We start from the raw sequence: 19,227 nt of genomic DNA on the forward strand, positions 1-19,227 counted from the left end.
ACACCAAAGTCTTTTAAAATTAGTATTTTCAAGGGGTTATAAAATAGGTATTATTTTACCCCACGATTAAGCCCCTTTACCCCTGCCCCGCCTCGCCCGCTATACTGAATAAGCAAGTCGACTCAAGGAGCGTGAATACTATGGAGTGGCAACAAACCATCACTGACTACGGCGCATCCTGGCAAGAGACGGACCCGGATAAACGCCTTGTGCTTTTGACAAAGTGCTTTGCTGAAAACGGCCGCTATGTCGACCCGACCGCCGAAGTGAATGGCCGCGCGAACCTGTGCGATCATATTGGCGACGTTTTACAAAGTTCTGGTGGACGTGTTGAACTGACAAGCGAACCGTCCAACCATCACGATGTTGTCCATTTCACTTGGCACATGATTGATCCAGAAGGCGGTATCCTTGTGTCTGGTCACGATTTCATTCGTTTGGATGCCGAGGGAAAGATCGCCTATTTGGCCGGCTTCTTTGGTGATCCAGTGCCGCTGCATTGAGCAATCAAACACTGATCTGTTCCGGCGGATTGTCCAGCAGACGCCGCAACCTGTGCATCGCATCCTCAAACCGCTCAAGTGACACATGCCCGTTCATGGCTATACGAACCGCATTTGGGGCCCGTCCGTCCCGCAGGGCGAACTCATCGGCAGACCGGAGCTGTATCCCCTCTCGTTCAGCCGCACGGCTGAAGGCTGCGGCGCGCCAACCCGAAGGCAAGTTCAGCCACACAAAAGGCACATCCGGCGCCCAGTTTAAATCGAACCCACCCAAAGCGTTCACTGCAACGCGAACATATTCGCCCATTCGAACCCGCACGTCCCTTGCAATCCGCGGCGTACGAGGATCAGACAACAGCAACCTGGTCAATTCCGCCAACGGCTGCGCCAAACCAAAGTACCCGTATTCCGCCGAACGCCGCAGGTCCACGCTCCGCTCGCGCGGCGCAATGGCAAACCCAACGCGCAGCGCAGGCGTCAGAGTTTTCGAAATCGAAGACACATGCCATCCCCTTTCAGGTGCCAAAGCACGAAAGCTGGGTTCACGAGCGTCGCCCATGCGATAGCAATCATCTTCGATGATCTGAAGGTCAAAACGCCGGGCCACTTCGACAATTTCTTTCCGACGTTCAAGCGGTGTGTGCGCGCCCGTTGGGTTCTGCACTTCGGGCGAAACGCAGATAGCTTGTGCTGGTGTCTGGCGCAGGACATGTTCCATTGCGGACGGATCGACGCCCCACTTATCCATTTTCACGCCAACCACATCAGCGCGCATCAATTCTCCGGCCCGACGGAACCCTGCATAGGAAAGGTCTTCGACCAAAACGACCGGCTTTGGCCCCCGCAGGATTGTTTGAAACACAAGGCACAATCCATTTTGCCCCCCATGAGTCAGCACAATATCATCATGGGACAATGCACCCAAAGGCAGGTCGGAAAGCCACTCCACCACGGCTTGCCGCATGGGCTGATAGGCGTCGCGGGTCGGGTAGTTCAAAAACAGGCCTGGATCAGCCTGGGCCACTTTTTGCAGGCACTCCCGGATTAGCGAGACCTGCCCAACATCCGCCAATCGTGGGCTGAACAGACTGACATTGGCGTTGTACTTGTTGTCTTGCAAATGTAGCTGGCGGGCCCAGACGTCGTCCAGAATTGGCGATTTGGGCGGGGCGACAAATGTACCACGTCCGACCTCGGCGTGTAACAATCCTTCATCCGTAAGAATCGTATAAGCCCGCGCGACTGTGCCAGGCGTGATTTGTAACCGGTACGCCAATTCACGCACTGGGGGTAGCTTTGTTCCGACCTCCAGCAACTTGTTATCAATCGCTTTTCTGATTGTATCAGCGACCAGAGTATATTTCGGCCCCTTGGATTTTGGCAGCGATTCCGGCCAAATTGTATCCATTACAATTCTTCCTTTGATTTTGACACAATCCTGAATGTATCAAACACATATACCGAACACTTTAACTTTGTGTCAATACAATTTGAAAGGATACCCCGATGACACGTTCGATGCACAACCCCGCCCTCTTGCTGCTGAACGACAGCCCTCGGCTGCCGCTGATCGCCGCGCTGGCCGTGCGGTTTGCGGCGACGGTCACGAAATGGGAACGTCAACGCCGTAGCCGGCTCAATCTGTCCAAGCTGGATGACAGGCTTTTGAAAGACGTCGGTCTGACAAGATATCAGGCACGTCAGGAATTCACCCGCCCATTCTGGCAGGGTTGAGTTTTCCCCAGTCCCTTGACGGGACCTCTTCCTGGCCGGGCTTAGCCCGGCCTTTTTTATCCGAAGGCAGCCGCGGCCGATCCCTCGGGTGGCAGTGAATATGTCATTGTGGCGCGCGCGACGGGCTTCTCCGACCCTTCGGAAAACATCAGCACATCCCCAACGGCCAGGTTACGGCCCAATTTCAACAATCGGCACCGGGCAATCATATCCTTGCCACCTTCGGGTTTTCGCAGAAAATCCAAGGAGCTGTTCGTGGTAACGGCCAGAGATTGCCGCCCTTTGCGCGCGAGAATCATCGCATAAACGCTGACATCGGCCAGCCCGAACATGGATGGCCCTGAAACTGTACCGCCAGGACGCAGATGGCGATCTTCGACAACCAAACGCATCTCGATCGAGTCCTCATCCAGCTTTTCCACGACGAAATCCCGATGTACCTGTGGGAAGATTTGCCGCAGGTATTCCATCAGGTCTTCCCGGCTCATGGCCAATGACATGCTTCCCCTCCTCAGTTTGCCGACCTAGAGTTGGCCCAACATCGCAACGGAGGGCAAGATGGCAATTTTGGAACGTAACGACACAGGTGCAGTCGCCACACTGACAATGAATGCGCCCGATCGTCTGAACGCCCTGAGCGACGAGATGCTGGCTGCCCTGCAATCCGAGTTCGACAGCCTGCGCGACGACAGCGCGATTCGGGCGGTTATCCTGCGCGGTGAAGGCAAAGCGTTCTGTGCGGGTCATGATCTGAAACAGATGACAGCCGGACGTCAGGCCGAGGACGGTGGAAAAGCCTATTTCAAGGACCTTTTTGCCAGATGCACCCAGATGATGCTGTCAATCCGGTCCCTGCCCCAACCAGTTATCGCACAGGTCCACGGTATCGCCACCGCTGCAGGATGCCAGCTGGTTGCCACCTGCGATCTGGCCGTCGCAGCCGAAGGTACGCGGTTTGGGGTGAACGGTGTGAATATCGGTTTGTTCTGCTCGACACCGATGGTTGCCCTCAGCCGGAACATCCCGCGCAAGCGCGCGTTCGAGATGCTGACGACTGGCGACTTTATCTCGGCCGAAACCGCAGCCGAGCAGGGTTTGATCAATCGCGTCGTGCCCGAAATGCTGTTGGAGCATGAAACCGTGTCGCTTGCCGATCAGCTTGCGGCCAAATTGGGTTCGGCTGTGAAAATCGGCAAACAGGCCTTTTACAAGCAGCTGGAAATGCCTCTTGAGCAGGCCTATGACTATACCGGAGACGTAATGGCGCAGAATATGCTACATCGCGATACCGAAGAAGGCATATCCGCATTTATCGAAAAAAGGCCGCCGAACTGGCACCAATAAAGCGATTATTGTCAACAATTTTTACGATTGTTCGTAATTTTGCACTTCCCAAAAGGGCGACACTGTGGCAATGCTGGGACAGGGCTATGGCTCTTGATACACTTTTTGGGTCGCCGTGGGCGGAAGGTCCCTCCAAGCTGGTTTCTCTCACCGGCGTCGACATTCCCGCAGCGGCGACCCCAAAATTCCCTTAAATTCTTAATCTAAGCGGCCTGTGTTGCGTTGCACGGTTCACTGTCCTATGTGGCAGCGCATGACACAAAAACTGCATATCGTGGGCGGCGGCATGGCCGGGTCCGAGGCCGCCTGGCAAGCGGCAGAAATGGGCGTAGATGTGGTGATCCACGAAATGCGACCCAAAGTTGGCACTTTTGCGCACCAAACCGGCAATCTGGCCGAGATGGTGTGTTCGAACTCTTTTCGCTCAGACGATGATGAACAGAACGCTGTTGGCTTGCTGCATTGGGAAATGCGCGCCGCGAACGGCCTGATCATGACAACGGCGGACGCGCACCGGTTGCCCGCAGGTGGTGCGTTGGCCGTGGACCGCGATCCTTTTGCCGAGGCGGTAACCGCCAAACTGCAGTCCCATCCGCGTATTGAGGTTACAGGGGAAGAGATCACCGCTCTGCCCGATGATGGCCACTGGATCTTTGCCACCGGCCCTCTGACATCGGCAACACTGGGCGAATCCATCCGCACCGAAACAGGTGCCGAGTCGCTGGCCTTTTTCGACGCCATCGCCCCGATCGTCTATGCCGACAGCATCGATATGAGCAAAGCCTGGATGCAATCGCGCTATGACAAAGGCGAAACCGAGGAAGAGCGCACCGCCTATCTGAACTGTCCGATGGACCGCGATCAGTATGAGGCCTTTATCGACGCCCTGCTGGCCGCTGACAAAACCGAGTTTCACGAAGGCGAAACGGCGGGGTATTTCGATGGCTGTCTGCCGATCGAGGTGATGTCAGAACGCGGGCGCGAAACACTGCGCCATGGCCCGATGAAGCCGGTCGGTCTGACCAATCCCCATCAGCCAGACGTCAAACCGCATGCGGTGGTGCAATTGCGCCGCGACAATGCGCTTGGCACGCTGTTCAATATCGTCGGCTTTCAAACCAAAATGAAATACGGCGCGCAGACCGAAGTGTTTCGGATGATCCCCGGTTTGGAAAACGCCAGCTTTGCGCGGTTGGGGGGCATTCACCGCAATACGTTTATTAACTCTCCTACATTGCTGGATGCGCAGATGCGGTTGAAATCGAAACCGAATATCCGCTTTGCCGGGCAGATTACCGGGGTTGAGGGCTATGTCGAAAGCGCGGCGATGGGGCTTTTGGCCGGTCGTCTGGCTGCAGCAGAGATCCAGGGTCGCACCCTACCCGAGGTCCCGCAGGACAGCGCCATGGGCGCTCTGATCCACCATATTACCGGCGGGGCCGAGGCGAAAACCTTCCAACCCATGAACGTCAATTTCGGCCTGTTCCGGCCTGTCGACGGGTTAAAGGGCGGTCGGCGTGGCCGCAAGGATCGCTACAAGGCCTATACGGACCGCGCCAAGGCCGAGTGGACCAACTGGCTGGAGCAGTGTTGACTGGACGCTATTGGCACATGCAGCGTAGTATCAGTTTATGAGCGATAAGTACCTCAAAGACGTCTATAATCTGGACACCCCGCAAGAGACGCATGCGCACTATCAGAAATGGGCGTCGTCCTACGATGCCGAAGTTGGCGCGCATGGCTATGCGACCCCTGGACGGGTGGCCGAGGCGTTATGGTCAAAACTGCCCGAGCCGCAAACGCCTGTCTTGGACTATGGGTGTGGCACCGGATTGTCCGGTGTAGCCTTGCGTGCGGCGGGTTTCGAAGTGATTGACGGCGTTGATCCAACCCCGAAGATGCTAGAGGGCGCTCTGGCCAAAGGGGTCTACCGAAATCTTTCAACCTTTGAGATCACCAATCCCGATCCTTTGGATCAAGGAGCCTACAAGGCGATCACCGCAATCGGTGTCATCGGGGTCGGCGCAGCACCTCCTGAGGTTTTTGATATGTTGATGCGTGCACTTCCCGAAGGTGGTCTGCTTGGCTTTTCCTTTAATGATCATGCGCTTGAGAACGTCTCTTACACCTCGCGTTTGAATGATTGGCTTGATATGGGGGCTGCTCGGTTGCTGTTTCGGGAATACGGCCCTCACCTCCCAGGAATGGACCTTAAGTCGGACGTATATATCGTTGAAAAAGCGTGATATTTAAAACTCGATTTGCCCCATCTCCAACTGGTCCGTTACATCTGGGGCATGCTTATTCGGCAATGCTGGCCCATGATATTGCCGCTTCTGAAAGGGGCCAATTCCTGCTGAGGATCGAGGACATAGACCGGTCTCGATCACGGTCACATTGGGAAGACCAAATTTATGACGACCTGCGGTGGCTTGGGCTGAACTGGCCTGAACCTGTCATGCGTCAGTCCGACCGGTTGGCGGAGTATGACAAAGCGCTGGACGACCTGTGGGCGCGCGGCCTGCTTTACCCCTGCATCTGCAATCGAAAAGACATCGCCGCTGCGGCCAGTGCCCCACAAGAAGGTGCGCCGCTGCACGGTCCAGACGGGATCATTTACCCCGGAACGTGCCGTGATAAACGTCGAGACACGCCGCGTCCCACGGACACTCCTTTGAGATTGGATATGGCCAAGTCTGCCCGCAAGCTTTCGGGCTCGGACCAACCCGATGCAAAAGTCGGCGCTTTTAACGAATCTGGCGCGGGACCAAATGGAGAGACGGGCATCATCCCGTTTTCTTTGGGCGAGCTTACAGACACAATCGGCGACGTTGTTCTGTCGCGGCGCGATATGGGAACGTCTTATCACTTGTCAGTGGTCTTGGACGACGCCGCACAGGGTGTTACACACGTTGTACGCGGCCAGGACCTGTTCGAAGCGACCCGTATTCATGTTGTGCTGCAAGCCTTGCTGGGTTTACCGACACCGCAGTATTTACATCACCGGTTGATCCGCGACGATGTAGGAAAACGTCTGGCCAAGCGTGACGATGCGCGGGCGATCTCAAAATACCGGGCCGAGGGGGCGTCGCCAGCAGAAATCCGGGCGATGATCGGACTGTGATCCCTTCACTCCATGGGTGACATCAGCTCGACCTCGTCGCCGTCTCGTACCGCGGTATAGAAACAGGTCCGGCGATTTGTATGGCACGCAGCGCCGGTTTGGCGCACTAGAACCAGCAAACAATCGCGGTCGCAATCAAAGCGGAAATCCACCAATTCCTGCACATGGCCCGAGGTTTCGCCCTTGATCCAGAACGACTGACGCGACCGCGACCAATAAGTGACGCGCCCAGTTTCCAACGTCTTCTCAATGGCTTGAACATTCATCCAGGCCATCATCAACACCTCGCCCGAGCTAGCATCCTGGGCGATAGCAGGGATCAGCCCGGCCTCATTAAACTTCAGCGAGGACGGATCAAACGCGACGGTGGCAGACATGAGAAAAACCTTTTGCATCCCGGTAGATGCTCACTATGTATGGGGAACAGACAACGAGGGAAAGCCATGTCCGGCGAGAACGACCTGATAAAGCTCTATTCCGGCCGCATTCTGGCGCTGGCTGCTGACATTCCGCATCTGGACCGGCTTGAGAATCCTGATGCCACGGTGAAAAAACGCTCACCACTGTGCGGGTCGACGGTGACCGTGGATGTGAAGATGCAGGACGGCAAGATCTCGGAGTTCGGACAGGACGTCAAAGCCTGCGCCTTGGGCCAAGCTTCAGCCTCGGTCGTGGGCAGCGCCATCATCGGGGCGACACGGGCTCAGGTGGAAACTGCGCGCGATCAATTGGCCGCCATGTTGAAGAAAGACGGGCCCGCACCTGATGCACCTTTTGATGGGCTCGAAGTTTTGATCCCTGCGCGGGACTACAAGAACCGCCACGCATCGATCCTGTTGGCCCTCGAGGCCACCGCCGAAGCGATGCGGCAAGCTGAACAGGCAAATTGCGCATAACATTGGAATTTTTGCGGGCAATCCGGTTTAATCACCCCGCATGATGTCGGGGGGATTGGATTGGAAAAATTACTTGAGCACTTTGTTACGCTTTGGGTCGTAATTGATCCGATCGGCACAATCCCTGTTTTCATAGCAGTCACTGCGGGCTTGACTGCAGCGGCTCGCCGTAAAACCGCTCTGCTCGCCGCGTTGGTCAGCGCCGGTGTGCTTCTGTTCTTTCTGATTTTCGGCCAATTGCTGATCGAGGCTCTGGATATCGGATTGAATTCATTTCAGGTCGCAGGTGGTATCATCTTGTTCCTTTTCGCGCTGACGATGATCTTTGGCGAAAGCAAACAAGTCGTCGAACAGCATGAAGCCGAAGAGGAAATGGAAATTTCCGCCAACAAACCTAATCCGGCGATTTTCCCGTTGGCAGTGCCATCCCTGGCGTCACCCGGTGCTATGCTGGCAATTGTCATTCTGACCGACAATAACCGTTACAGCGCCGCGGATCAGGGTATTACGGCGCTGGTCATGCTGTCCGTTATTATGATTTCGTTTGTTCTGATGCTGCTGGCGGACCCGATAATCCGGGTCATCCGTTCTTCGGGTGCTGCGATTATCAGCCGGGTGATGGGCATGATCTTGGCTTCGGTCGCAGTGAATTCCGTTCTGTCGGCGCTTCTTGAGATCCTGAAAACCGGGCAGTTATAAAAAAACCGCCGCACCTTCCGGGCGGAAAGGGCGGCGGCAGGTTATGCGTGTCTCGCGTGGGGTCCGGATAGCCGCGCGGGGCCGAGGCTGGCCCCTCAAGGGAAATGGGACAGGCAGGTCACCCTTGACTGAAATGGGGATGACAGCGCGGTATGATCGGCACGAGATCGCAGGCAGAAAGGCTTAGAACGCTCCGGGCAGGTGTAGGGCAACCATCAGCATGACCACCAAAGACACGGCCCCCACAGCATCCTGCAAAATCGTCGATTGCGAGCGGCTTAGGGCGGTCTTGATCTGGGTCAGCATGGTCTCACCTCCGGTCGAGATTTAATCCTTTGTTGACCTTTTGTTCTCATATTTTGATGAGTCGGTAAAGAACTTTTTGAGAACATTTGTGAACTTACTAGAACATAATTCCTAACCCACTGAAATCAAACGGATTGCCTGATCCTGTTTCATAAGCCAAAGCAGAACACGTGCCGCCTGCCCCCGGTCAGATTTCAATTGGGGATCAGCAGACAGCAACGCACGGGCATCAGTTTGCGCTGTTGCCATCAACCCAGCCTGACGTTCCAGATCCGCAATCCGGAATTTCGGCAACCCGGATTGCGCTGTCCCGATCAAATCACCCGCGCCCCGCATCTGTAGATCAGTTTCCGAAATGCGAAACCCGTCTTCGGTTTCACGCAGCACTTCTAATCGTTTGCGCCCTCCTTCACTGAGCGGAGGCTGATACATCAGCAGGCAGGTTGAATCCGCCTCGCCTCGCCCAACACGGCCGCGCAACTGATGTAGTTGCGCCAGCCCGAAAATCTCGGCCCGTTCAATAACCATGATCGAAGCGTTGGGCACGTTGACCCCAACCTCGATCACGGTCGTGGCGACAAGTACCTTGGTTTGCCCGTCCTGAAAGGCCTTCATGGCGGCATCTTTATCGACCGATGGCATCTGGCCATGCACCAACCCGACCACTCCTTCGCCCAGAATGGCGCGCAAGCGTTTGAAACGCTCTTCGGCCGCCGTCAGGTCCGAGACTTCGGATTCGTCGACCAACGGACAGACCCAGTAACACTGACGTCCTTCATCAATCGCACGGCGTAGGTGCGAAACGACTTCGTCCATACGATCTGTGCTGATGATGGCCGTCTTGATGGGTTTTCGTCCGGGCGGCTTTTCATCCAGCACCGACACGTCCATATCGCCATATTGCGCAAGCGCCAAACTGCGAGGGATCGGGGTGGCCGTCATCACCAGAACATCCGCGCCCTGCCCTTTTTCCGACAGCTCCATTCGTTGTCGAACACCAAACCGGTGCTGCTCATCGACAATCGCCAGCCGGAGCGCCCTGAATTCAACATCGCTTTGAAAAACCGCGTGGGTTCCGACCAAGATTTGAATATCGCCGTTTTTCAACGCCGCTAGTTTTGCCCGCCGTTCCGCGCCCTTATCCCGGCCAGTGAGGATTTCCAGCACGACCCCGGCCTCTTCGGCCAATGGGCGCAATCCCTCCAGATGTTGCCGGGCCAATATTTCAGTCGGCGCCATCATGACGCCCTGACCTTTGGCCTCGACCGCGATGAGCAAGGCCATAAAGGCCACCAATGTCTTGCCGGCACCCACGTCGCCCTGCAACAACCGGTTCATACGCGCGTCCGAGGCCATATCGCCCCCGATGTCGTCAATGGCCCGCAGCTGCGCTTTGGTAGGTTGGTATGGTAAGCTAGCAAGGACCTTGGCCTGCAAAGCCCCCGTTCCGACACTGACCAGTCCCCGCGCTTTCCGCTCTCGCTGACGGGCCAAGGCCAACGTCAACTGATGCGCAAACAGTTCATCATAGGCCAGACGTTCCCGTGCCGGAGCATGAGCAGCCACATCATCTGCGCCTTGCGGGTTATGCGCAGCTGTAATTGCAGTGGCCCAGGTTGACCACCCTTGCTTAGCCACCAGGGCGGGATCGATCCATTCAGCCAAATCCGGGGCCCGCGCCAGCGCGCTGCTGGCAGCCTTATAGGCCGTTTTCTGTGTGATCCCCTGTGTCAGGTGATACACCGGTTCGAAATCCGGAATATCCTGCGCCTCTTGCACAGGCAGCATGTGATCCGGGTGGACCATTTGCGCCATGCCATCGAACAGTTCGAGCTTGCCCGAGATTACCCGTCGGGAACCTTCCGGCAAAATACGCTTCAGGTAGTCACCGCGCGCGTGAAAGAACACCAACTGGAAATCTGCCTGGCTGTCCTCGACATGCACCCGATAAGCTCCGCCCTTGTTGCGGGCGGGCCGGTGCGTACCAACAGTCACTTTAACTGTCAGAGTGGTCGGCAGGTCAACACCCTGAATCGTATCGCGCCGACGGCGGTCAATGACGGCATATGGCAGGCTGAACAGCACATCGCGCGGCGACTCCGTCCCCGCTTGGGTCAAGACCTGAGCCGTCTTCGGCCCGACCCCATCCAACGTTTCCAACCCTGCAAACAGCGGAAATAGGCTTTCTGGGCGCCCGCTCATGCGGTTCCGATCAGCTGCAACCAGCCATCTTCATCTAATGTTTCAATACCCAGTTCGGCGGCTTTCTTTGCTTTGGAGCCGGCACCGGGACCGGCCACCAGAATGTCGGTTTTCTTGCTGACCGATCCCGAGACTTTAGCCCCCAATGCCTCGGCGCGGGCCTTGGCCTCGGCGCGGGTCATCTTTTCCAGCGTGCCCGTGAAGACAACCGTTTTGCCCGCGACCGGACTGCCGGCTGTGTCGGGGCGTTTCGCCTCTTGTATGTCCAACTGTGCGACCAGCGCATCAATGCTGGCGCGCTCGGCCTTTTGTGCGAAAGCTGAAATGAGGGCGCGGGCCATAACCTCACCGACGCCATCCACGCCCAACAAGTCGTCCCATTCGGGACCTTCGAACCCTTTCGCGGCGGTAATGGCGCGTTCAAAGTCATCCCAGTTTCCATAATGTGTTGCGATCAGGTTCGACGCGGCCTCACCCAAATGGCGGATGCCCAGTGCAAACAGTAGTCGACCAAAGGGGATTTGTCGTTTCTCGTCGATGGCCTCCCACAGATTACCCGCACTTTGCGCCCCCCAGCCTTTGCGATTGGCCAGTTTGTTCAGGTTTGCCGCATCGCGTGTCTGCAGGGTGAAAATTTCGACCGGCGTTCTGACTGGCAGATCCGGGTCATCGTAAAACATCTCGATCTGCTTGGCGCCCAAACCTTCGATATCAAAGGCCTTCCGAGAGACGAAGTGCTTCAGCTTTTCAACGGCCTGTGCGGGACAAATTACACCCCCAATACAGCGGCGCACCGCGTCGCCTTCTTCGCGGACCGCGTCGCTGTTGCATTGGGGACAGGTCTTGGGGAACTGAAACGGCTCTGCCCCTTCGGGTCGTTTCGAGATATCGACGTCGGCCAGTTTCGGGATCACATCACCGGCACGGTAAACCTGCACCCAATCACCGACCCGAATATCCTTGCCGTCGCGGATAGTACCACCTTTGGCGTCACGGCCCGCGATATAATCTTCGTTGTGCAAGGTGGCATTCGATACGACCACACCGCCCACCGTGACCGGATGCAACCGGGCAACCGGGCTGAGCGCTCCGGTGCGGCCAACCTGAATGTCGATCGCTTCAAGTCGGGTCCAGGCCAGTTCTGCAGGAAACTTGTGCGCAATCGCCCAGCGGGGGGTTGTGGATCGGAACCCCAGACGCCCCTGCAAGGACAGATCGTTCACTTTGTAGACGACGCCGTCGATATCATAACCCAAGGTGGATCGCTGGGCCTCGATTTCGCGGTAATGTGCCAGCATCTGATCCGTCGTTTCACACATCTGGGTCAGGGAATTGGTGGCAAAACCAAGACCGCGCAGCCGGTCGATTGCCTTCATTTGGGTTTCTGCCAACGGTTCAGACAACTCGCCCCAGGCATAGGCAAAAAACCGCAACGGACGGGATCGCGTGACGGACGAATCCAATTGCCGCAAGGAACCCGCTGCTGCGTTTCGTGGGTTGGCGAAAGGTTTTTCTCCTGCCTCGTCCTGCCGCGCGTTCAGCTTTTCGAAGTCTTCATGCGACATGTAGACCTCGCCCCGAACTTCCAAAACGTCCGGCGCATTTTCTAAGGTTTGGGGAATATCTGAAATCGTCCGAGCATTTGCCGTGACATTTTCACCAACTTCGCCATCCCCGCGGGTGGCCGCCTGAATGAGTTTGCCCTTCTCATACCGCAAGGAAAGCGACAGACCGTCAATCTTAGGTTCAGCCGTGTAAGACAAAGGTTTAGATGCTTCTAGCCCGAGGTATTTTCGGATCGAGCGGTCAAAATCCTGCACGTCTTCGTCATCAAACGCATTGCCAAGTGACATCATGCGAACGGCATGGGTGACTTTCGAAAAACCGTCAGACGGGCGAGCGCCGACTTGATCCGAGGGGCTGTCGGCGCGCTTTAAATGCGGAAACCGCGTTTCGATTTCAGCATTTCGATGCTTGAGCGCATCATAATCGGCGTCCGAAATCTCGGGGGCGTCTTCGCCGTGATATAGCGTGTTTGCCCGCGCCAACTGTTCAGCCAATTGCGCCAATTCAACGCGCGCGGCCTCTTCAGTCAGGTCAGATACCGGAATCAATTTGCTCATGGCCTCGCCCTGTCACCTAGTCTTGGACCTCAGTGATAGGGCGAGCTCATGGTCAGGTCCAGACGTGCTGTTCAGTGAGTGTGGACGGTCGCCCCGGACCACGGACGACCATGTTCAAATCAGGCCCCAACTGCCATCCGCGTTTCGTCAACACTGTTGCTTTGCGGATCACGCAGGACATAGCCCCTGCCCCAAACTGTCTCGATGTAATTTTCACCATTGGTGGCGTTGCTGAGTTTCTTACGCAGCTTGCAGATGAAAACGTCAATGATTTTCAGCTCGGGCTCGTCCATGCCGCCATAGAGATGGTTCAGGAACATCTCTTTGGTCAGCGTGGTGCCCTTGCGTAGGCTCAGCAGCTCAAGCATCTGATATTCCTTACCGGTCAGATGAACCGCCTTGCCTTCCACTTCGACCGTTTTGGCATCAAGGTTCACCGCAACGCGACCGGTCTGGATGATGGATTGCGAATGCCCTTTTGAGCGGCGGATGATGGCATGGATTCGGGCCACCAACTCCTCTCGATGGAAGGGCTTGGTCATATAATCGTCGGCACCGAACCCAAAACCTTTGATTTTGCTTTCCGTGTCGTCTGCGCCTGACAGGATCAGGATCGGTGTTTCCACCCGAGCGATGCGCAGTTGCCGCAGGACTTCATGACCATTCATGTCCGGCAAATTCAGGTCCAGCAGGATCAGATCATAGTCATAAAGCTTTGCAAGATCGATACCTTCCTCACCCAGATCCGTTGCATAGACGTTAAGGTTTGCGTGCGTCAGCATCAATTCAATGCTTTTGGACGTAGTCGGATCATCCTCGACAAGAAGTATACGCATTTACTGCTCCAATTCGGGTCAATTTACCAATTCAAAATGAGCCTGCTCAAAAATGGTTAATCTGACGTTACCGTTGAATCATTTATTCCTTTTCATCCATAGGTTGTCGATATTTTTTTAACGCGGTCACCTTTAAAGCGTCCGTGCCGTGTTCTGCGACGGCCGTAACCCATGCGTTAAACTCCTCATCACTGAGGCCGTATCGCTTTTTGGCGTCTGACAGTGTGATCAGCCCATAAACCACCCCCCGTACGACGATTGCCTTGCGCGATGCGACCCATCGTGTCGTATCTTTTGGCGGCAGATCGGCGCGCGATAAAACCGTTCCATCCGGCAGGGTTATGGATCTTGGACCCTCAACTTTGTGCAAAAACATTTTATGACCCTCTTCGTGCTGCGACAAAGCTGACACCACCCTACTTAATGCAGAGTGAAACCGCCCCTTGAGAGTGTGTAGAATTTTCCTATATTCTGCCGGTCTTTCTTAACCCGCACTGGAATCACTATGGCCCTCGCTGCCGAGACCCAACTCAATTCGCTTGGCTTTGCCAAATCGCCCTCGGAAACGCGGGTGGTTGTTGCCATGTCTGGCGGTGTAGACAGTTCCGTAGTCGCCGCCCATCTGGCAGATCAGGGCTATGACGTGGTCGGCGTGACGTTGCAGCTTTACGATCACGGCGCGGCGTTGGCCAAAAAAGGTGCCTGCTGTGCCGGGATCGATATCCATGACGCACGCCGTGTGGCCGAGGAACGTGGTTTTCCGCACTATGTTCTGGATTACGAGAATATTTTCAAAGACGCGGTGATCGACGAGTTTGCCGACAGCTATCTGGCCGGAGCAACGCCTGTGCCCTGCATCCGCTGCAACGAACGGGTGAAGTTCAAGGACCTGCTGGAAACGGCCAAGGACCTTGAGGCCGACTGTATGGCCACCGGCCACTATATCCAGCGCAAGATGGGCCCGAGGGGGCCGGAATTGCACAGTGCCGAGGACGCGAACCGGGACCAATCCTATTTCCTGTTCTCGACCACGCCAGAGCAGTTGGATTTCCTGCGCTTCCCTCTGGGTCACCTGCCCTCGAAGGACGCCACCCGCGAGATGGCCGCGCAATACGGGCTGGCCGTGGCGGACAAGCCGGACAGTCAAGACATCTGCTTTGTGCCCAACGGCAATTATGCCAGCGTCATCGAAAAACTGCGCCCCGGTGCGGCAGAACCCGGTGAGATCGTGCATGCCGACGGGCGCGTGTTGGCGCAGCATAACGGCGTGATCCACTATACCATCGGACAACGCCGCGGTCTGGGCATCGGTGGCCTTAGCGAGCCGTTATACGTCGTGAAACTGGACGTGGACGCGAAGCAAGTCGTTGTCGGCCCCAAAGAAATGTTGGCCACTCGCACCATTCCGGTGCGTGAAATCAACTGGCTGGGGGATGAGCCCTTCACCTCTCGCGGTGAATGGAATGTTCTGGTCAAGGTCCGCTCGACCCGCCCCCCGCGCGAGGCGATCATAAGACCTTTGTCCGATACCACGGCAGAGGTTGAGCTGTTGACGCCCGAAGAAGGCGTCTCGCCTGGTCAAGCATGCGTGTTCTACGCGTCGGAAGGCAGCCGTATCTTTGGCGGTGGCTGGATCTGGCGCGGGTATTAAATCGCGTCCGTCCAAGAGTTACTAAGGATATAGAGCCCGGCGCAAATCATCACATAAGGAACCAACCGTTCCAATCGCCGGGCCAATGTACCGCTCATGAACGGTGCTTTTGCCCCTAACAGCGCAACAGTAGCCAGACCAAGTGCCGCCAACACGGCCCCGATAACACCAGCCGTTCTGAACGTGGGGGCCGAGTCGGCCAGCAGAGGCGCAAGGACCGCAAACGTATCCATCGACAGGCTGATGAACAACAGCGTGACCATGATCACCGACGCCCCGGTATCCAGATTTGCGTGCGTTTCACTCTCGGTTCCCCGCCTTTGCCGGATCAAGGCTAAGATGCCCAGACCCAAAGGTATCAGCCCCAGATACCCAGCCCAATGCGGCACCACATCTTCGACCCCCAGCGCCAGCAAAAGCGCTGCGCTGATCACAACCCCCTGCGCAAGCAAAAAGCCAAAGACTGCGCGTTTGGCCCCCGACACCATCGACAGCGCCAGCAGCGCCGCCAGATTGTCCAGATTGGTCAGAATCTGAGCCATAAAGGCAGACAGGCCGAACAGTACGAAATCCAGCATTACGGAGTCATCCGATCAAGAACGGCTCGGGCGGCCCTCAAACCGGGGGCCTCACCACCGCGCCCCAGACGTTCCATCGTGAGGGTCATGGCATCGCGCTGTGCATCGGGTGCAGCCGTGACCTGTTTCAACGCTTCTGCAATCTGTTCAGGTTGGCAATCATCCAGCAAACACTCGGGGACCGTTCGGGTCTCGGACACCAGATTGACGAGCGTTACAGTATCCAGCTTAACCATCCGCTCGGCGATCAGGGTGGTCAGCCAGTTCAGATTATAGGCTATCACCATAGGCGTCGATTGCGCGGCCAGTTCCAACGAAACCGTCCCCGAAGCGGCCAGCGACAACTCTGCCGCCGCAAACGCGGCCCGTTTCTGTGCTTGTGCCTGATCCGAAGGCATCTTACGCGGATCGACGACGACAGGGTTTCCGGGCCAGCTCTGCATATGCTCGGTGACGGTATCCACCATATGCGCAACCGCGGGCACCACAATGCGTGTGTCCGGCCTGTCGTTCAGATAAAGGCGCAGCGCCTCACCAAAGATCGAAGCCAGACGCTCAATCTCACCCCCGCGCGAGCCAGGAAGCGCCAGAATGATCGGCGCGTCGCCCAGATCGTAGGTCGCGCGAAAATCCTGGATATCCTGATCCGTAGAAATCGGTTCGCTGGCCACCGGATGGCCAACGAAATCGCACTCCATCCCCGCGCGTTCCATATAGGGTGGCTCGAACGGCAACAGTGCCAGAACGTGGTCGATTACCTTGGCCATCTTGTCCGCGCGCCCCGGGCGCCACGCCCAGACACTGGGGGCGACGTAATGCACCGTTCTGATATCGCTCTGCGCTTTTACCTGCTTGGCGACGCGCAGAGAAAAATCCGGGCTGTCAATGGTGATCAAGACATCGGGCTGCGTATCCAGAACGGCCTGAGCTGTCTCGGCAATCCGACGTTTCAGGTGGAAGAACTTGGGCAAAACCTCAACCAGCCCCATCACCGACAGTTCGGCCATTGGAAAGCGGCTGTCCAAACCCTGCGCCTGCATCAGCGGTCCGCCAACGCCATCGAACTGGATATCGGGTACAAGGCTGCGCAACCCTTCCATCAAGGCGCCGCCCAAACGGTCGCCCGAAGGTTCACCGGCGACCAGGAAGACTCGCATCAGATCGCCCGCTCACGCACATACAGAAACAGGCCCAGTCGGTTACATTCGTCGATGACCCGATCCTGCTGCAACACGATCACACCACCTTTTTCGATGACAATACCGGCCAGCCCGGCGGCCACCGCACCAGAAACGGTTCCCGGGCCAATGGTCGGCAAATCAGCGCGTCGATCCTGATCGGGTTTTGGTGCCTTGAACAAAACGCCCCCCCCTGCATCCGGTCGTTGGGTCAGGGATTGCAGCATCCAATCTGTGCCAAAGATGCTTTCGACTGCAAGCGCCTGCCCTTTGGACACCGCACAAGCCTGACCGATATCCGCAGTCCCCAAGGCCCGCAGAATACCAGCTGCCCTGTCTGCATCGGACAGATCAGCCTCGGATGGCTGCGTTTCGGTAAGGCACCCGAGTTCCGGCAGTAACGCCGGGGCAATTTGGTGCGCGGCACGAACAGTCAGCCCGGTATCTTCAAATATGCCGATCACGGCGCGCAATGCCCCATCATCCCCGGACATCATCGCCTGCTGTAACACCGGAACCAGAGGCATCGTGGCCGCATCGATGCGCGATGGATCAATGGCAGGACGACGCACCGCGCCAGCCATGCAAATCTGGGTCACACCGCGCGCCTTCAAATCCGCAAGGAAGCTTCCCAACTGTTCTAACGGAAAGACGATATCCGCAGTCAAAGTGTCCGGTGTGAACCCTTCCATCGCACAAATCAGAGGGCGATCGGAAAGTTGGTCAACCACTTCGCCCGGCAATGCGCCTGTTCCAGCAATCAATGCCAGCATCGACCTATTTCCTCGGCGTCAGGAACGAGCGATCGGATTGCCCGGTCACGAAATCCACGATCCGCTGCACATATTCGCTTTCGTTGTCTGCACCCACCCGGTGCGCACGCTCCATGAAAGTACCATCGCCGGTCGACAATTCGCGGAAGGCTGCGCGCAGGGCCGAGATATCCTCACGCGAGACGCCACGCCGTTTCAGGCCAACCAGGTTCAGCCCGTCCAACTCGCCCCGAGGCGCCTGAACCAGGCCGTAGGGGATCACATCATTGGCCACCATGGTCAGCGCGCCGATGATTGCACCACGGCCTACGCGAACCCACTGATGCAGGCCGGAAATCCCGCCCACAATCACGTCATCCTCGATGACACAGTGGCCCGCCGCACCGGCATGGTTCACCATGATTACACGGTTGCCGATCTGAACGTCATGCGCCACGTGCACACCCGCCATCAGCAAACAATCGTCGCCGATCCGGGTGACACCGCCGCCGCCTTCAGTTCCGGTATTCACCGTCACATGCTCGCGAATGCGGTTGCGTTTGCCAATCTCGAGCCGCGTATCTTCGCCCCCGAACTTCAGGTCCTGAGGAATTTCTCCGATCACCGAGAAATTGAAGATCACGGTCTCATCACCGATCTGGGTATCACCGGTGACGACAACATGTGATTTCAATTCGACCCGGTCGCCCAGTTTGACCTGACTGCCGACAAAACAGAACGGCCCGATTGTGCAGCCTTCACCGATCTGCGCACCGTCTTCGATGATTGCGCTTGGGTGAATGCCGCTCATGTTGTCTTTTCCATGTCCCAGTCGACATAGGCCGAAAATTCGGCTTCGGCTGCGACTTCGCCATCAACCGTTGCCCGGCCGCTGAACTTGAAGATCTTGCCACCCTTCTTACCGCGCACGGTTTCCACATGCATTTCGAGCACATCGCCAGGGATCACTTTGCGGCGGAATTTGCACTTATCGATGTTCATGAAGTAGATCAGCAGTTCGCTGTCGATCACGTCCATACCGACGCCCAGCATCACGCCTGCAGTTTGTGCCATCGCCTCGACAATGGTCACGCCGGGCATGATCGGCGTTCCGGGAAAGTGGCCCTGAAAATGCGGCTCGTTCATGGTGACATTCTTGATGCCAACAGCCGACTGATAGCCCGAGATATCAACCACCTTGTCGACCAGCAGAAACGGATAGCGATGCGGCAAGATCCGTTGGATCAACTGGATATCGGCGCTTTTGGTTTCCGTGCTCATGGTGTCGCAGTCCCATTCTG

At 56.7% G+C, this 19,227-nt stretch carries 22 protein-coding genes; 9 read left to right on the forward strand and 13 right to left on the reverse strand.

The genetic code is table 11. The features are described from left to right. The first annotated feature begins 140 nt into the window (after positions 1-140). Positions 141-503 carry a nuclear transport factor 2 family protein gene (locus tag AB1A64_RS07130; RefSeq protein WP_366550774.1) on the forward strand — a complete coding sequence of 121 codons (363 nt, stop codon included), beginning with the start codon at positions 141-143 and terminating at the stop codon, positions 501-503. A 4-nt stretch (positions 504-507) separates the two neighbouring features. Here AB1A64_RS07130 and AB1A64_RS07135 read toward each other — a convergent pair whose 3' ends face one another. Further along, complete coding sequence (locus AB1A64_RS07135; protein ID WP_366550775.1) at positions 508-1,911, reverse strand: PLP-dependent aminotransferase family protein; 1,404 nt, start codon at positions 1,909-1,911, stop codon at positions 508-510. A gap of 98 nt (positions 1,912-2,009) precedes the next feature. Here AB1A64_RS07135 and AB1A64_RS07140 point away from each other — a divergent pair, with 98 nt between their 5' ends. Beyond that, positions 2,010-2,237, forward strand: coding sequence for a DUF1127 domain-containing protein (locus AB1A64_RS07140; protein ID WP_170348662.1), 228 nt, complete (start codon positions 2,010-2,012; stop codon positions 2,235-2,237). 56 nt (positions 2,238-2,293) lie between these two features. Here AB1A64_RS07140 and AB1A64_RS07145 read toward each other — a convergent pair whose 3' ends face one another. Then, a complete protein-coding gene (locus AB1A64_RS07145; RefSeq protein WP_366550776.1) occupies positions 2,294-2,737 on the reverse strand; it encodes a PaaI family thioesterase in 444 nt (147 codons plus the stop codon). Positions 2,738-2,795: 58 nt separating this feature from the next. Here AB1A64_RS07145 and AB1A64_RS07150 point away from each other — a divergent pair, with 58 nt between their 5' ends. From AB1A64_RS07150 to gluQRS, 4 genes are all read left to right on the forward strand, one after another. After that, complete coding sequence (locus tag AB1A64_RS07150; RefSeq protein WP_366550777.1) at positions 2,796-3,581, forward strand: enoyl-CoA hydratase; 786 nt, start codon at positions 2,796-2,798, stop codon at positions 3,579-3,581. Between the two features lie 253 nt (positions 3,582-3,834). Continuing rightward, positions 3,835-5,175 (forward strand): methylenetetrahydrofolate--tRNA-(uracil(54)-C(5))-methyltransferase (FADH(2)-oxidizing) TrmFO, encoded by a 1,341-nt coding sequence (gene trmFO / locus AB1A64_RS07155; protein ID WP_366550778.1) that lies wholly within the window; start codon positions 3,835-3,837, stop codon positions 5,173-5,175. Between the two features lie 37 nt (positions 5,176-5,212). Beyond that, positions 5,213-5,827: a methyltransferase domain-containing protein gene (locus tag AB1A64_RS07160; RefSeq protein WP_366550779.1), complete on the forward strand. Its 615-nt coding sequence runs from the start codon at positions 5,213-5,215 to the stop codon at positions 5,825-5,827. Next, positions 5,824-6,705 carry a tRNA glutamyl-Q(34) synthetase GluQRS gene (gluQRS, locus tag AB1A64_RS07165; protein ID WP_366550780.1) on the forward strand — a complete coding sequence of 294 codons (882 nt, stop codon included), beginning with the start codon at positions 5,824-5,826 and terminating at the stop codon, positions 6,703-6,705. Before AB1A64_RS07160 ends, gluQRS begins: the two co-directional genes overlap by 4 nt. A 5-nt stretch (positions 6,706-6,710) precedes the next feature. On the opposite strand, the gene hisI is transcribed toward gluQRS, so the two are convergent. Continuing rightward, positions 6,711-7,100, reverse strand: coding sequence for a phosphoribosyl-AMP cyclohydrolase (hisI, locus tag AB1A64_RS07170; RefSeq protein WP_366550781.1), 390 nt, complete (start codon positions 7,098-7,100; stop codon positions 6,711-6,713). A gap of 48 nt (positions 7,101-7,148) precedes the next feature. On the opposite strand from hisI, the gene AB1A64_RS07175 reads away from it, so the two are divergent. Both AB1A64_RS07175 and AB1A64_RS07180 read left to right on the forward strand, forming a co-directional pair. Next, positions 7,149-7,601 carry an iron-sulfur cluster assembly scaffold protein gene (locus AB1A64_RS07175; RefSeq protein WP_366550782.1) on the forward strand — a complete coding sequence of 151 codons (453 nt, stop codon included), beginning with the start codon at positions 7,149-7,151 and terminating at the stop codon, positions 7,599-7,601. Between the two features lie 60 nt (positions 7,602-7,661). After that, a complete protein-coding gene (locus tag AB1A64_RS07180; RefSeq protein WP_366550783.1) occupies positions 7,662-8,300 on the forward strand; it encodes a MarC family protein in 639 nt (212 codons plus the stop codon). 183 nt (positions 8,301-8,483) lie between these two features. Here the strand turns inward: AB1A64_RS07180 and AB1A64_RS07185 are convergent, their stop codons facing one another. The 5 genes from AB1A64_RS07185 to AB1A64_RS07205 all read right to left on the reverse strand — a co-directional run bounded on the left by AB1A64_RS07185 (position 8,484) and on the right by AB1A64_RS07205 (position 14,143). Further along, a complete protein-coding gene (locus AB1A64_RS07185) occupies positions 8,484-8,606 on the reverse strand; it encodes a hypothetical protein (protein ID WP_264187059.1) in 123 nt (40 codons plus the stop codon). A gap of 111 nt (positions 8,607-8,717) precedes the next feature. Beyond that, positions 8,718-10,808 (reverse strand): ATP-dependent DNA helicase RecG, encoded by a 2,091-nt coding sequence (recG, locus tag AB1A64_RS07190; protein ID WP_366550784.1) that lies wholly within the window; start codon positions 10,806-10,808, stop codon positions 8,718-8,720. Further along, complete coding sequence (gene ligA, locus AB1A64_RS07195; protein WP_366550785.1) at positions 10,805-12,931, reverse strand: NAD-dependent DNA ligase LigA; 2,127 nt, start codon at positions 12,929-12,931, stop codon at positions 10,805-10,807. Before ligA ends, recG begins: the two co-directional genes overlap by 4 nt. A gap of 119 nt (positions 12,932-13,050) precedes the next feature. Further along, complete coding sequence (ctrA, locus tag AB1A64_RS07200) at positions 13,051-13,767, reverse strand: response regulator transcription factor CtrA (RefSeq protein ID WP_366550786.1); 717 nt, start codon at positions 13,765-13,767, stop codon at positions 13,051-13,053. A gap of 82 nt (positions 13,768-13,849) precedes the next feature. Next, positions 13,850-14,143 carry a DUF1153 domain-containing protein gene (locus AB1A64_RS07205; protein ID WP_366550787.1) on the reverse strand — a complete coding sequence of 98 codons (294 nt, stop codon included), beginning with the start codon at positions 14,141-14,143 and terminating at the stop codon, positions 13,850-13,852. A gap of 129 nt (positions 14,144-14,272) precedes the next feature. Between AB1A64_RS07205 and mnmA the strand changes: the two genes are divergently transcribed. Further along, entirely contained in the window at positions 14,273-15,418 is a 1,146-nt protein-coding gene (gene mnmA / locus AB1A64_RS07210; RefSeq protein ID WP_366550788.1) for a tRNA 2-thiouridine(34) synthase MnmA, read from the forward strand. Here mnmA and AB1A64_RS07215 read toward each other — a convergent pair. The 5 genes from AB1A64_RS07215 to fabZ are packed head-to-tail and all read right to left on the reverse strand — an operon-like array spanning position 15,415 to position 19,207. Then, positions 15,415-15,996: a cadmium resistance transporter gene (locus AB1A64_RS07215; protein ID WP_366550789.1), complete on the reverse strand. Its 582-nt coding sequence runs from the start codon at positions 15,994-15,996 to the stop codon at positions 15,415-15,417. The genes mnmA and AB1A64_RS07215 overlap by 4 nt on opposite strands. Then, a complete protein-coding gene (lpxB, locus tag AB1A64_RS07220) occupies positions 15,996-17,153 on the reverse strand; it encodes a lipid-A-disaccharide synthase (protein ID WP_366550790.1) in 1,158 nt (385 codons plus the stop codon). Before lpxB ends, AB1A64_RS07215 begins: the two co-directional genes overlap by 1 nt. Next, a complete protein-coding gene (gene lpxI / locus AB1A64_RS07225; RefSeq protein ID WP_366550791.1) occupies positions 17,153-17,947 on the reverse strand; it encodes a UDP-2,3-diacylglucosamine diphosphatase LpxI in 795 nt (264 codons plus the stop codon). The genes lpxB and lpxI overlap by 1 nt, the downstream gene beginning before the upstream one ends. Before the next feature lie 4 nt (positions 17,948-17,951). Next, on the reverse strand, positions 17,952-18,737 hold the full coding sequence (gene lpxA, locus AB1A64_RS07230; protein WP_366550792.1) for an acyl-ACP--UDP-N-acetylglucosamine O-acyltransferase: 786 nt from the start codon (positions 18,735-18,737) through the stop codon (positions 17,952-17,954). After that, complete coding sequence (gene fabZ, locus AB1A64_RS07235) at positions 18,734-19,207, reverse strand: 3-hydroxyacyl-ACP dehydratase FabZ (RefSeq protein ID WP_170358383.1); 474 nt, start codon at positions 19,205-19,207, stop codon at positions 18,734-18,736. The genes lpxA and fabZ overlap by 4 nt, the downstream gene beginning before the upstream one ends. Positions 19,208-19,227: the final 20 nt, after the last annotated feature.

It is taken from the genome of Ruegeria sp. ANG10, assembly GCF_040705255.1.
Lineage (GTDB): Bacteria > Pseudomonadota > Alphaproteobacteria > Rhodobacterales > Rhodobacteraceae > Ruegeria.